The organism is Candidatus Arcticimaribacter forsetii, from assembly GCF_910589745.1.
Lineage (GTDB): Bacteria > Bacteroidota > Bacteroidia > Flavobacteriales > Flavobacteriaceae > Arcticimaribacter > Arcticimaribacter forsetii.
This window is the reverse complement of record NZ_OU342399.1, coordinates 1447501-1460830: the sequence shown is the minus strand read 5'-3', so window position 1 is coordinate 1460830 and position 13330 is coordinate 1447501. Positions and strand designations below refer to the sequence as shown.

Here is a 13330-nt window from a genome sequence, read left to right as displayed (position 1 = left end):
TCATGCAAACATTACAACAACTGCTTGATAAATATGCAGAAAGTCATCAAAACAAAACAAATAAAATTATACACTATTTTTGCGTACCTGCAATATTCTTTTCGGTTGTAGGTTTATTAATGTCAATTCCGTCTGGTTTAATTACAAGCGCTACCGGTATTACTGATCCTTTATATGCAAATTGGGGGGTTGTTTTTTTAATACCCGTACTTGTGTTTTACATTCGTTTGTCTTTAAAAATGACTGTTTTAATTCTGTCATTTTCCATACTGTGTATTTTAGGGAATTATCAGCTAAGTCTTCAATTTAGTTTACTTCAAGCATCTATAGTTATTTTTGTAATCGCTTGGATTATTCAGTTTTATGGGCATAAAATAGAAGGTAAAAAACCATCTTTCTTAGATGATGTCAAATTTTTAATGGTTGGGCCAGCTTGGATCTTAGATCATATATTTAAAAGTAAAAACTAAGATCAATGTTTTTAAAATTAAATCCCTAGGAGATTAGCTCACTAGGGATTTTTTTATTTCATAAAATTCGAATAAAACAAAGTATTAGCGAACAACTTATTCGTTCCGTACCAGAATGCTCTAAAGTTTGTATTGTCCGTCAAAAGAATAATATTTCCTCTCCCTTTTCGAATGAATTTAAAAGGAACGGATCCCTTTAAAAGATTTAATTGTTCCTTTGAAATATATCCACTCAGCAGTGGGTTTTGAGAGTATATGAGCGGATTATTGTAACTCTGTTTATCTGCATCAATAAATATTCTTGAGTTTCTAAAGAGAGGTAGATTATTTTGTTCTATTCCAAAGTTAATTGGATGACTTCTATCAATATTGGTGTTGAATATAGCTCCGCCTATATTTTGAGCACCACGAAAATTACTTCTTTGATCAAAATTAATTTCTTCTGCTTCCTGTTTAAATGATTTTAGTTTTACAGAGGTTAATTCAACTTTGTTTGTCCATTTAATAGCGTCTCTGTAAGCAACCAATGTACCACCAGTTTTAATCCAAGATTCAATCTTATTTTTATTAGCATTTAATAATGATCCCGTATAACTTGGAATAATAAAATGTGTATATCTACTTAGGTCAATTCGATTCAATTGTCTAACATCAATTTTAGTTACAGGTATTTGATATTGAATATCCATTAGATGCCAAATTTCTCCTGCATCATAACTTCTAACTCCATCACCAACAAGCAATGCAACTTTTGGTTTTTGTAGAGATTTAAAATTATTTGAGCCTAAGTCAATACCTTCGGTTAATCCTGTTTCTACCGATTTTATATCTAACATTAATCCAGATGAATAATCATTGATCAGGTTATAAAGCTCTCCTGAGTTTATGTCCTGTATGGCTACTGGAATCATGATACTTCCATAGTCATAAAAATTTCCATCGATAGAAAAAGGTTTTAATCCTACTTTTATTCTCACTCCAGCATCTAATAATTTATAAATGAATTTTGGCGTATAATACCCATTAGATTCTAAAAGATAGGCGTAACTAGATTTTTTTATATCGGCAGGTTCTCCGTGAGATAATTCTTTTATCTCTTCCCCTGCAAGAGTTTCAGATTTCTCAAAAGAATAATTTAAGTTAAAAGCCAAAGGAAATGTCCATGCTGAAATGTCGTAAAACAAACTGTCCTGGAATTTTGTTTGAGTATCAAACATAGCATGAATTAATTTGTTCTTTTTTTGATTTAGGGGAACTACATAACTAGCATTTTCAGCATACTTTTCACCTTCAATTTGCGTATCTTTTTTTAGTTTGTGGATTTTAATTTTATGACGTTTGAGTATTTCAGCTAATCTATAGGAAGTTGCAGGATCTTTTTCATTACCAAAAACAATAGATCTGTACTTACTTTGATTAGACTCTTTGAGTGCATCTGCGTAAAATTTACGTTGATAGTTTAAGAGTTTAACACGCATGTTTTTTGCAGCTTTTAGAGTAGATAAAGCTGTTTTAAACTGATTTCTAATTGTAAAAGGAAATGTTAATAATCCATGATCACTTTCTTGAATATGACCTCTCGAACTTGCTTGTTCGAAAAGAATCCCAATACTTCCATTCACATCCGGGTAAGTAGATCCTTTTCCATAGTAGAAGTCGTCAAAACTTTCTTCAGTATAATATAAAGACCCGATTTCGTTTAGTGCTTCCGCATGAAATTCACCTATTTCTTTGGTTAAGATTTGATTCATTTGAGGGGTAAGTGGATTAACCCTTGATTGTATTCCTGGTTGAAAAAAGAAAGTAGCATTGGTTCCCATCTCATGATGGTCTGTTAATATATTGGGAAGCCACTCAGAAAAACTTTTAATTCTAGCCTTAGATTCCGGTAATTGTACAGGCAACCAATCTCTATTCATATCGAACCAATAGTGGTTAGTTCTTCCTCTTGGCCATGATTCATTAAATTCTCTGTCGTTTGGATCAGGATTTAGGGTATTGCTTTTATGGGTATTTACCCATTGCGAAAATCGTTGTAATCCATCCGGGTTAAAACTTGGGTCGAATAAAATAACAACGTCATTTAAAAGTTCTTCAACGGTTGGGTCCAAAGAGGCGGCTAAATGATAAGCAACCATTAAACCTGCGTTTGCTCCGCTTGCTTCATTTCCATGAATTGAAAAACCTTGATATACTACCGCAGGCATATCGTTTATGTTGAGGTTTTTACTTTCGGGTTCCGAAAGTAATGTATGCTGTTCTTTTATAAACTCTAGATTTTGATGATTTTTTGGACTCGTAATCGTCAATAGAAATAAGGGTCTTCCTTCATAAGTTGAACCTCTGTTTTCAATCGATATTCTATCTGAAGCTTTGGCTAAAGCTTTCATGTATTCAGATAATTTGTCGTGGCTAACATGCCATTCTCCAACAGTAAATCCTAGAATACTTTCCGGTTTAGGAATTTCTTTATTGTAGGAATGGTTTTTAGGTAAGTAGTAAGAAGCGTCTATTGTTTGAGCAATTGCCGTGGAGCAAATGGTCAAAAAAGCTATTAAGAAATAAAGTTTTTTCACGTTAAAATATTTATTTATTCATACAAAAAAATCGTTCTTGTAAGATATAAAATATAATGACAGTAAAAAATCTGTAAAGTATTATGAAGTTATTTAAATATCTTCAAAATTTAAATCTGTGTAGCTTTTAGATTCTAAATTTACAAAATCATTTTTTGGAGCTGATTTGTAATCTTTTTGATGACGTTCGCTAATTACCTCACTCCCTCTTTGCGTTATAATAAAATCTATAGTTTCTCCTAGAATATCCCGGAATTCAGTAAAATCTTCTTTGTAAAGGTATATTTTATGCTTTTTGTAAAAAAAAGTTCCGTCTTCGTTGGTAAACTTTTTACTTTCTGTGATGGTTAAATAGTAATCACTAGCTTTAGTTTCTCTGACGTCAAAAAAGTATGTTCTCCTACCTGCTCTTAGTATTTTTGAAAATATTTCCTCCTGCTTAATCTCCATCCTTTATTTTTTTGTTTAATAAAAACTGATAATAATTTATAAATGTGACAAATTTATTAAACAAAAAAAAATTATTTATACTTTTCTGTGTTTTGTTTAAGATACAAATTTTTATAAAATCCATCTTTTTTCATTAATTCGTCGTGTGTTCCTTTCTCAATCATTTGACCTTCATCGATTACTATAATTGAATCAGCTTCCTTTACAGAAGAAACTCTATGACTCACTATTAAGGTAGTTTTTTCTTCTGAACTTATTTTTAAATTTTTAAGAATTTCTTCTTCTGTATCTGCATCTACTGCAGATAAACAATCATCAAATAATAAAATTTTAGGATCTTTAATTAAAGCCCTAGCGATAGAAATTCTTTGAATTTGTCCTCCAGACAAGGTTACACCTCTCTCTCCAAGGATTGTATTATATCCCTCTTTGAATGCTTCAATGTTATCTGAAACTGCTGCGCTTTTTGCTGAAGCTTTTATTTCATGTAAACTAGCGTCAGACTTTCCAAATCGAATATTACTTTCAATTGATTCCGAAAATAAAAATGGATTCTGTGGGACATAACCTATTTCTGAGCGTATTCCCGTAAGGTTGTATTCTTTGAGAGGAATATTGTCTATTAAAACTTCCCCCTCATCTACATCATAGAGCCTGCTTATTAAGTCAAGTATTGTTGTTTTTCCCGATCCTGTTTTTCCAATAATCCCTAATGTTTCTCCAGGATTTATCTTGAAACTTATATTTTTAATAGCATGAATTTTAGTTTCTTCGAAAGTAAAATTCACATTTTTAAACTCTATTGAACCTTTTTGGATGGACTTATTTAACGGACCAGATTTTATTTTTGGAATCTCTTTAAGGAAATCATTAATTCTTTTTTGAGATGCTTCTGCTTGCTGCACAATTGAAGTAACCCAACCAACAGTTGCAACTGGCCAGGTAAGCATGTTTACATAAATAATAAATTCTGCCAAAACTCCTATTTCAAGATTCCCATCGATGTATTGTTTTCCACCAATAAAAATCACCAACAAATTACTGAAGCCTATGAGTAAGATCATAAGTGGAAAAAACCAAGCCTGAATCTTTGCTAAATCAACATTTTTTTCTTTGCTTAATTCAGTTAATACTTTGAAATCTTTGTTAATTTTAGGTTGAATCCCATAAGATTTTATAACAGCAATACCGCTAAACGATTCCTGAGTAAAAGTCGATAAATCTGATAAGGTTTCTTGTACAGCAGTGCTTCGAATATTAATAGCCTTGCTTAATTTATAGATAGCAACCGAAAGAATAGGGAGCGGTAATAAAGTATATACAGTTAATGTTGGAGCAATGCTAACCATGTATGAAATGACAATAACAAAAAGAGAAATGGTGTTGATACTATACATTATGGCCGGTCCAAAATACATGCGCACTTTACCTACATCTTCACTAATTCGATTCATTAAATCTCCGGTACGGTTGTTTTTATAAAAGCTTAAACATAATTTTTGATAATGTTCAAAGATTTCATTTTTCAGATCATACTCAATATACCTAGAAACATTAATAATTGTTTGCCTCATTAAAAAAGTAAGAAGTCCTGAAATAACTGCAGCTGAAACAATGATAACTATATTCCAAAGTAGTTCTTCTTTAATTACCTCAATCGAATTACTTTCTGATTTAATAAAGCGTTCAACAGCAGTCAACGAATTTCCAATTAATCTTGGAGCAAAAAGTGAAAAAACTCTAGCTATTACTGTAATGAGTATACCCATTAATAGGCGAACTCTGTATTTGTATAAGTATTTGTTAAGGTATTTAAGTTCTTTCATAGAATTTTAAGATGTCCAAAGGTACATAAATGTAACACCACAAAAAAAGGAAATTATTTTGCAGAAAATTGACATAAATTAGTTGAAGTATTTTTCAAAACACTATTTTTGTATTCTAAATAAAAGTTCTTATACATGCTTACAAGAAGACACATTCGAATTAAAATAATGCAATCAGTTTATGCCCTTTCGAATGGAAATCAAAACTCTCTTTCTGAAGAAGTTAAATTTATCAAAAAAAGTCTCACCGGAGTTTTTGATTTATACCTAATTAATCTTTCTTTTTTTAAGGCATTACAACAGCATGCATCTAGCCAACACGAAATAAATAAAACAAAGGTCAGAACAAAAGATGCATTTGCTCCTTTACATCAAGTTATTGCAAATAATAAAAGTCTACGGTTCATAGCAAAGAACAAAAAACTAAATCAATTTATAGATAACAAGAAGTTAAATCAGTGGGATTTAGAATTTGATTATGTAAAAAAGATTTATTCTAAAATATTGGAGAGTGATATTTTTAAAACATATAAAGAAATAGAAAATCCTTCTGATGCAGAGGATGTCAGTTTTGTTTCCTCAATCTTCAAGAATATAATAGCTCCAGATGATATGATGTATCGTTTTTTCGAGGATCAAAATATTACTTGGATTGACGATCTTCCTTTGGTTAATACCTTTTTGTTAAAACAACTTAAACGGTTAGATTCAAATTCAGAAAGTTCTCTAGAATTTCCCGATCACAATGAGAGCCAAGAGGATATTAGTTTTGGTATTGATTTGTTTGAAAAAGTAATCGTTAATGAAGATGAATTACAAAAAGAATTGGATGGTAAAACCCCTAATTGGGATTCAGAAAGAATTGCCAACCTCGATTCAATACTAATCAAATTAGCAATTGCTGAGCTTTTTTATTTCTCAAACATACCACCTAAAGTAACTTTAAATGAGTATTTAGAAATAGCAAAAGAGTACTCTACTCCAAAAAGTAATTCATTTATAAATGGAGTTTTAGACAATCTAGTTAAAGAGTACGAAAAATCAAATCGCATGAACAAACAAGGAAGAGGATTATTGTAATTTTTTTCTTATTTTTGAGAAATAATGAATTTAAAAAAACTATGAAAAAAGTATTATTAATTACCCTGTCAATTGTTACGCTATCACTTGTTTCATGTGGAGGTAACGAAACCAAAAAAACACCAGCTGAATCAACAACTGCAGTTGAATCTTCCACTGCGAAAGCTGTTTCTGACTTAGCAATTATTTCATTTGATAAAAACGAACATGATTTTGGAGTTATAACAGAAGGAGAGCGTGTAGAAACACTTTTCACTTTTACAAACACAGGAAAATCAGATCTTATCATTCAGGATGCTAGAGGTAGCTGTGGATGTACTGTACCAGAATATCCAAAGAACTTACCAATCGCTCCAGGAGAAAGTGGAAAAATCCGTGTAAGTTTCGATTCAAGTAACAAACCAAACTTGCAACAAAAAACGGTTACTTTAACTACCAACACAAATTCAGGTAGAGAAACTATTCGAATCAAAGCAATGGTTACACCTGACCCAGTTAAACAACAACAACGTGAGGCTGCTCAAGCTGCACGTCTTCAAAAAACAAACTAAATTAAATTTCAATGCAAGGATTTTCTAGTCAAGTACCCTTTTTATTATTGATGCTCGTCATCTTTGTTTTCTTTATTATTTTACCACAGCAAAGAAGACAGAAAAAAGAAAAAGCATTTATGAATGATCTCAAAAAAGGGGATCGTGTAATTACCAAAAGTGGAATCCACGGTAAAATTGCTGAGCTAAATGATAAAGATAATACATGCGTTGTGGAAACACTTGCAGGAAAAATTAAAATGGAACGTTCCTCTTTATCTTTGGAAATGAGTGCTAAACTCAACACAAAATAGAGAAAACTTCTTTTATATTATCTACCAAAACCAACCCATATCGGGTTGGTTTTTTTATTTTTGTAAAAAATATATTAAATGTACCACAGTATAATTAAACCAATTCTTTTCTTTTTTGATCCAGAAAAAATTCATCACTTTTCTTTCGCGATGATCCGTTGGTCTTCGAAAATCCCTGGTATTTCTTTTTTAATTCGAAAGCTTTATAACGTAGAACATCCAAAGCTTGAACGTACTGTTTTTGGTTTAACATTTAAAAATCCAGTTGGCCTGGCGGCAGGTTTTGATAAGGATGCTAAATTATATAAAGAACTTTCTAATTTTGGTTTTGGTTTTATTGAAATCGGTACACTAACTCCTAAAGGTCAGCCTGGTAATCCAAAGAAAAGACTCTTTCGTTTAATACCAGATGAGGCAATAATTAATAGAATGGGTTTTAATAATGAAGGAGTAGATGCTGCTGTAGAGCGATTAAAAAAGAATTCAAATATTTTAATCGGTGGGAATATTGGAAAAAATAAAGTTACTCCCAATGAAAATGCCGTCGACGACTACATCTATTGTTTTGAAGCCCTATTTGAACATGTTGATTACTTTGTGGTTAATGTTAGCTCACCTAACACACCAAACCTAAGAGCTTTACAAGAAAAAGAACCTCTGACTAAACTGCTTTCGATTCTTAAAAAGAGGAATGATCTTAAAGATCAACCAAAGCCAATATTGCTAAAAATAGCTCCTGATTTAACCGAAGATCAATTACTTGATATTATCAGTATAATAGACGAAGTAAAGATAGATGGTGTTATTGCAAGCAATACAACACTTAGTAGAGCAAATTTAAAGTCTAAAGAATCACTTACTAAAGAAGCAGGTGGTTTAAGCGGTAAGCCAGTAAAAAATAGAAGTACAGAGGTTATTCGTTTTTTAAATAAAAAAAGTAACAATTCATTCCCTATTATTGGAGTAGGAGGTATACATACCCCAGAAGATGCAATCGAAAAATTAGAAGCAGGAGCATCCCTGGTTCAATTATATACAGGTTTTATTTACGAGGGTCCTGCAGCAGTACGTAATATAAATCGTGCTATCCTTAAAAAATCACTATAAGGTTATTTTAAAACAAAAGTTATCGTTTTAAATTATAATAAAAAAGTCAGCATTAGCTTCAAGCTTTTGCTGACTTTTTAAGGTAATTACTTAAATGACTTTTAATCAAAATAACTCAATGAGTCTTTAGGGTCAATCGTGAGGAGTGTTTCATATATTAAACGTATAACATTCTCTACATCTTCTTTTTGAACCATTTCAACCGTAGTATGCATGTATCTTAGCGGAAGAGAAATTAACGCTGAAGGAATCCCACCATTGCTGTAAGCAAAAGCATCGGTATCTGTACCAGTAACTCTAGAGGAAGCTAATCTTTGAAAAGGAATTTTATTTTTCTCTGCAGTGTCAACTATTTTTTCTCTTATAATATTGTGCACAGCTGGAGCGTACGATATAACAGGTCCATCACCTATTTTAGTTAGCCCTTCTTCCTTTTTATTTATCATAGGAGTTGTAGTGTCATGACATACATCAGTAACAATGGCAATGTCCGGATTAAGTCTTTGAGTAATCATTTCGGCACCTCTTAAACCAACTTCTTCTTGAACAGAATTAGTTACATACAATCCGAAGGGTAAGTCTTTTTTGTTTTCATGTAAAAGTCTTGCGACTTCTGCAATCATGAAGCCACCCGCTCGGTTGTCAATAGCTCTACAAACAAATTTATTTCCATTTAAAACTTGAAATTGGTCAGGATAAGTGATTACGCAACCAACATGAACTCCCATTTTTGCAACTTCATCTTTATCTTTTGCACCGATATCAATGCATATGTTGTCTAACTTTGGAGCTTCTTCTTTTCCCCCTTTACGTGTGTGAATTGCAGGCCATCCAAAAACACCTTTTACAATTCCTTTTTTTGTGTGGATGTTAACCCATTTTGAAGGAGCAATTTGATGGTCACTACCTCCATTTCTTATTACATAGATCAAACCCTCATCAGTAATGTAGTTTACATACCATGAAATCTCATCAGAATGTCCTTCAATAACTACTTTAAAAGGAGCATCAGGATTTATTACTCCTACTGCTGTACCATAGCTGTCAGTTATGAATTCATCAACATATGGGCGTAAATAATCCATCCATATTTTTTGACCTTCAGATTCATAGCCAGTCGGAGCTGCATTGTTAAGGTATTTTTCTAAAAATTTTAGAGAAGCATCATTTATTATTTTCATTCCATTAATTTTAATCAAAGCTAATTTAACATTATTCATTAAAATTCTCTAGAACTTACACCGTTAATATTTTGTATTTTTGACCCCGATGAAAAAACAACATTATTTCCTTCTTTTATTTATTTTAGTTAGATCCGTTTTGTATGCTCAAAACAGCGATACTTTCGGCAGAGACTTAATTTTAATAGAAGGTGATTCAATTCCAACTTATGGAATACCTCTTAAAGAGGTTGTTTTGTTTCAGCCTCTTCGCTTTAAGTCAAAATTAGAGTTAAAAAGATACTTAATATTAAGACGAAAAACGTTGAAAGTATATCCATATGCTAAGTTAGCTGCAGAAAGGTTAACTATTTTAAATAAAAGACTTGCTAATCTCGACAAAAAAAGTAGCCGAAAAAAGTATCTCAAGCGAATGGAAAAATTCATCTATGATGAATTTGAAGAAGAGTTAAAAAAATTTTCACGCTCAGAAGGTAAAATATTAATACGTTTAGTTCATAGACAGACCGGTATAACTACATTCGATTTGGTAAAAGAACTTAGAACAGGATGGAAAGCATTTTGGTATCAAACAACAGCTTCTTTGTTTAAGCTGTCTTTAAAAGACGAATTTAATCCAGAATATTCTTTTGAGGATTACTTAATTGAAGATATACTTCAACGTGCTTTTGCAGATAAATACCTAGAAGAACAACCTGCAGCTTTAGGTCATAATTTAGATGACTTGTACTATATCTGGAAAGATAAAAAGTAATTTCATTTTTTTTCGTTTTTTTTTATCACAAAAACTTGTCTGTAATGTCTTGTATTTCAAGGTGTCTGTGGGGGTGTTTAGTCGGAGTCAAAAAAAAACTTAATTTTTTTCATAAAAGTAGTTGCTGAATGATAAAAAGCGTTCTATATTTGCACCCGCTAAAGAGAACAACAGTATAGTTGTCTAAGGCAAAAGTTCATTGAAAGATTAGAAAAATGACAGCGTGTATCAAATAGATATACAAACTAGAACAGAACCATTTTGAGACCTTTGAGGGATAAGTCGTGTAAGACAAATTAAAACAAACTACAACGAAGAGTTTGATCCTGGCTCAGGATGAACGCTAGCGGCAGGCTTAACACATGCAAGTCGAGGGGTAACAGGGGAGCTTGCTTCCGCTGACGACCGGCGCACGGGTGCGTAACGCGTATGCAACCTACCTTCTACAGGGGGATAGTCAATAGAAATGTTGAATAATACCCCATACGATCTTATTGTATCATTACATTAAGAAGAAAGCTTCGGCGGTAGAAGATGGGCATGCGTCCTATTAGTTAGTTGGTGAGGTAACGGCTCACCAAGACTACGATAGGTAGGGGCCCTGAGAGGGGGATCCCCCACACTGGTACTGAGACACGGACCAGACTCCTACGGGAGGCAGCAGTGAGGAATATTGGACAATGGAGGCAACTCTGATCCAGCCATGCCGCGTGCAGGAAGACTGCCCTATGGGTTGTAAACTGCTTTTATACAGGAAGAAACCTACTTACGTGTAAGTAGCTGACGGTACTGTAAGAATAAGGATCGGCTAACTCCGTGCCAGCAGCCGCGGTAATACGGAGGATCCAAGCGTTATCCGGAATCATTGGGTTTAAAGGGTCCGTAGGTGGTTTATTAAGTCAGAGGTGAAATCCCATAGCTTAACTATGGAACTGCCTTTGATACTGATAGACTTGAGTTATTGTGAAGTGGTTAGAATGTGTAGTGTAGCGGTGAAATGCATAGATATTACACAGAATACCGATTGCGAAGGCAGATCACTAACAATATACTGACACTGAGGGACGAAAGCGTGGGTAGCGAACAGGATTAGATACCCTGGTAGTCCACGCCGTAAACGATGGTCACTAGCTGTTTGACTAACATTGGTTAGTTGAGTGGCTAAGCGAAAGTGATAAGTGACCCACCTGGGGAGTACGCTCGCAAGAGTGAAACTCAAAGGAATTGACGGGGGCCCGCACAAGCGGTGGAGCATGTGGTTTAATTCGATGATACGCGAGGAACCTTACCAGGGCTTAAATGTAAGTTGCATGGACCAGAGATGGACCTTTCTTCGGACTACTTACAAGGTGCTGCATGGTTGTCGTCAGCTCGTGCCGTGAGGTGTCAGGTTAAGTCCTATAACGAGCGCAACCCCTATTGTTAGTTGCCAGCGGGTCATGCCGGGAACTCTAACGAGACTGCCGGTGCAAACCGCGAGGAAGGTGGGGATGACGTCAAATCATCACGGCCCTTACGTCCTGGGCCACACACGTGCTACAATGGCCGGTACAGAGAGCAGCCACTCCGCGAGGAGGAGCGAATCTTGAAAACCGGTCTCAGTTCGGATCGCAGTCTGCAACTCGACTGCGTGAAGCTGGAATCGCTAGTAATCGGATATCAGCCATGATCCGGTGAATACGTTCCCGGGCCTTGTACACACCGCCCGTCAAGCCATGGAAGCTGGGGGTACCTGAAGTCGGTGAGCGAAAGCAGCTGCCTAGGGTAAAACTAGTAACTGGGGCTAAGTCGTAACAAGGTAGCCGTACCGGAAGGTGCGGCTGGAACACCTCCTTTCTAGAGAAAGACGATTTATCATCAAAAAGGAACACTCTTAAGATAAAGTTTTGTTCTATGCTGTCATTTTTTTTTATAACATACACTAATAATCCAAAATTGAGTCTCGTAGCTCAGCTGGTTAGAGCGCTACACTGATAATGTAGAGGTCGGCAGTTCGAGTCTGCCCGAGACTACAAATTTTCCATTTTTTGGAATTTTTGCATTAAGGGATATTAGTACCACTAGAGAAAATCTATAGTTGGGCTTCTCGTAAGTTTAAAGTCCAGAGTACTATGGATTTTTTGATACGGGGGATTAGCTCAGCTGGCTAGAGCGCCTGCCTTGCACGCAGGAGGTCATCGGTTCGACTCCGATATTCTCCACGGTTCTATAGTGTTTTAGGGTTTTGAGATTGGTAATTATCGACCGATCGATGGGATTTTAAGATGCATTGATTAGAAAGAAGTTCATTGACATATTGAAAAAAGATACATAAAAAGTATCAATCATTTTTTTACAAAAAAAAGTGGTTTTTACGAGCAAAGTAAAGAATTAGAGTAATAAAAACTAAAAGAGAAAAGTTACGATAGGCTAATTAAGGGCGTATGGGGGATGCCTAGGCTCTCAGAGGCGAAGAAGGACGTGATAAGCTGCGAAAAGCTACGGGGAGTGGCACATACATTGTGATCCGTAGATATCCGAATGGGGCAACCTGTTATGTTGAAGACATATCACCTCGTAAGAGGAGCAAACCCGGGGAACTGAAACATCTAAGTACCCGGAGGAGAAGAAAACAAAGTGATCCGCTAGTAGTGGCGAGCGAACGCGGAACAGCCCAAACCTAACTTGTTACGGCAAGTTGGGGGTAATAGGACCTCAATATTCGATGCATTATTAACTAGAATCTACTGGAAAGTAGAACCAAAGAGGGTGATAGTCCTGTATAGGTACATTAATGATATTGATAGAGGTATCCTGAGTAGTGCGGGGCACGTGAAACCTTGCATGAATTCGCCGGGACCATCCGGTAAGGCTAAATACTCCTGAGAGACCGATAGTGAACCAGTACCGTGAGGGAAAGGTGAAAAGAACCGTGAATAACGGAGTGAAATAGATCCTGAAACCATACGCTTACAAGCGGTCGGAGCCCCTTTGGGGGTGACGGCGTGCCTTTTGCATAATGAGCCTACGAGTTACCGTTGCTAGCAAGGCTAATCGATTCAG

Annotated in this window: 10 protein-coding genes, 2 tRNA genes and 2 rRNA genes (1 of these 14 cut by a window edge); 10 read left to right on the top strand and 4 right to left on the bottom strand. The window is 34.8% G+C overall.

Annotated features, from left to right (window positions below; translation table 11 throughout):
- Window positions 1-2: 2 nt before the first annotated feature.
- On the top strand, window positions 3-470 hold the full coding sequence (locus NG655_RS06615; protein ID WP_252158539.1) for an Mpo1 family 2-hydroxy fatty acid dioxygenase: 468 nt from the start codon (window positions 3-5) through the stop codon (window positions 468-470).
- A gap of 53 nt (window positions 471-523) precedes the next feature.
- Here NG655_RS06615 and NG655_RS06610 read toward each other — a convergent pair whose 3' ends face one another.
- From NG655_RS06610 to NG655_RS06600, 3 genes are all read right to left on the bottom strand, one after another.
- Window positions 524-3046, bottom strand: a complete 2523-nt coding sequence (locus tag NG655_RS06610; protein WP_252158538.1) for a M14 metallopeptidase family protein — start codon at window positions 3044-3046, stop codon at window positions 524-526.
- Window positions 3047-3139: 93 nt separating this feature from the next.
- On the bottom strand, window positions 3140-3496 hold the full coding sequence (locus NG655_RS06605; RefSeq protein WP_252158537.1) for a PUR family DNA/RNA-binding protein: 357 nt from the start codon (window positions 3494-3496) through the stop codon (window positions 3140-3142).
- A 71-nt stretch (window positions 3497-3567) separates the two neighbouring features.
- Window positions 3568-5322 (bottom strand): ABC transporter ATP-binding protein, encoded by a 1755-nt coding sequence (locus NG655_RS06600; RefSeq protein WP_252158536.1) that lies wholly within the window; start codon window positions 5320-5322, stop codon window positions 3568-3570.
- A gap of 135 nt (window positions 5323-5457) precedes the next feature.
- On the opposite strand from NG655_RS06600, the gene nusB reads away from it, so the two are divergent.
- From nusB to NG655_RS06580, 4 genes are all read left to right on the top strand, one after another.
- Window positions 5458-6402, top strand: a complete 945-nt coding sequence (gene nusB / locus NG655_RS06595; protein ID WP_252158535.1) for a transcription antitermination factor NusB — start codon at window positions 5458-5460, stop codon at window positions 6400-6402.
- A 41-nt stretch (window positions 6403-6443) separates the two neighbouring features.
- Window positions 6444-6953 (top strand): DUF1573 domain-containing protein, encoded by a 510-nt coding sequence (locus NG655_RS06590; protein ID WP_252158534.1) that lies wholly within the window; start codon window positions 6444-6446, stop codon window positions 6951-6953.
- A gap of 11 nt (window positions 6954-6964) precedes the next feature.
- A complete protein-coding gene (yajC, locus tag NG655_RS06585; RefSeq protein WP_252158533.1) occupies window positions 6965-7246 on the top strand; it encodes a preprotein translocase subunit YajC in 282 nt (93 codons plus the stop codon).
- Window positions 7247-7324: 78 nt separating this feature from the next.
- Window positions 7325-8353, top strand: a complete 1029-nt coding sequence (locus NG655_RS06580) for a quinone-dependent dihydroorotate dehydrogenase (RefSeq protein WP_252158532.1) — start codon at window positions 7325-7327, stop codon at window positions 8351-8353.
- Between the two features lie 101 nt (window positions 8354-8454).
- On the opposite strand, the gene NG655_RS06575 is transcribed toward NG655_RS06580, so the two are convergent.
- On the bottom strand, window positions 8455-9543 hold the full coding sequence (locus NG655_RS06575; RefSeq protein WP_473700867.1) for a M42 family metallopeptidase: 1089 nt from the start codon (window positions 9541-9543) through the stop codon (window positions 8455-8457).
- 79 nt (window positions 9544-9622) lie between these two features.
- Here NG655_RS06575 and NG655_RS06570 point away from each other — a divergent pair, with 79 nt between their 5' ends.
- The 5 genes from NG655_RS06570 to NG655_RS06550 form a co-directional block, all read left to right on the top strand.
- A complete protein-coding gene (locus NG655_RS06570) occupies window positions 9623-10288 on the top strand; it encodes a DUF4294 domain-containing protein (protein ID WP_252158530.1) in 666 nt (221 codons plus the stop codon).
- A gap of 308 nt (window positions 10289-10596) precedes the next feature.
- Window positions 10597-12124 (top strand): 16S ribosomal RNA (locus tag NG655_RS06565).
- Between the two features lie 102 nt (window positions 12125-12226).
- Window positions 12227-12300, top strand: a tRNA-Ile gene (locus NG655_RS06560).
- A gap of 115 nt (window positions 12301-12415) precedes the next feature.
- A tRNA-Ala gene (locus NG655_RS06555) sits at window positions 12416-12489 on the top strand.
- 201 nt (window positions 12490-12690) lie between these two features.
- A 23S ribosomal RNA gene (locus NG655_RS06550) occupies window positions 12691-13330 on the top strand (it continues 2190 nt past the right edge of the window).
- Together the 16S and 23S rRNA genes with 2 tRNA genes alongside form the textbook arrangement of a ribosomal RNA operon.

Excerpts from the sequence above, each read along its gene's own strand:
- yajC (WP_252158533.1), top strand. The coding sequence starts at position 6,965 with ATGCAAGGATTTTCTAGTCAAGTACCCTTTTTATTATTGATGCTCGTC.
- NG655_RS06590 (WP_252158534.1), top strand. The coding sequence starts at position 6,444 with ATGAAAAAAGTATTATTAATTACCCTGTCAATTGTTACGCTATCACTT.
- NG655_RS06570 (WP_252158530.1), top strand. The coding sequence starts at position 9,623 with ATGAAAAAACAACATTATTTCCTTCTTTTATTTATTTTAGTTAGATCC.
- NG655_RS06580 (WP_252158532.1), top strand. The coding sequence starts at position 7,325 with ATGTACCACAGTATAATTAAACCAATTCTTTTCTTTTTTGATCCAGAA.
- NG655_RS06605 (WP_252158537.1), bottom strand. The coding sequence starts at position 3,496 with ATGGAGATTAAGCAGGAGGAAATATTTTCAAAAATACTAAGAGCAGGT.
- nusB (WP_252158535.1), top strand. The coding sequence starts at position 5,458 with ATGCTTACAAGAAGACACATTCGAATTAAAATAATGCAATCAGTTTAT.
- NG655_RS06615 (WP_252158539.1), top strand. The coding sequence starts at position 3 with ATGCAAACATTACAACAACTGCTTGATAAATATGCAGAAAGTCATCAA.
- NG655_RS06600 (WP_252158536.1), bottom strand. The coding sequence starts at position 5,322 with ATGAAAGAACTTAAATACCTTAACAAATACTTATACAAATACAGAGTT.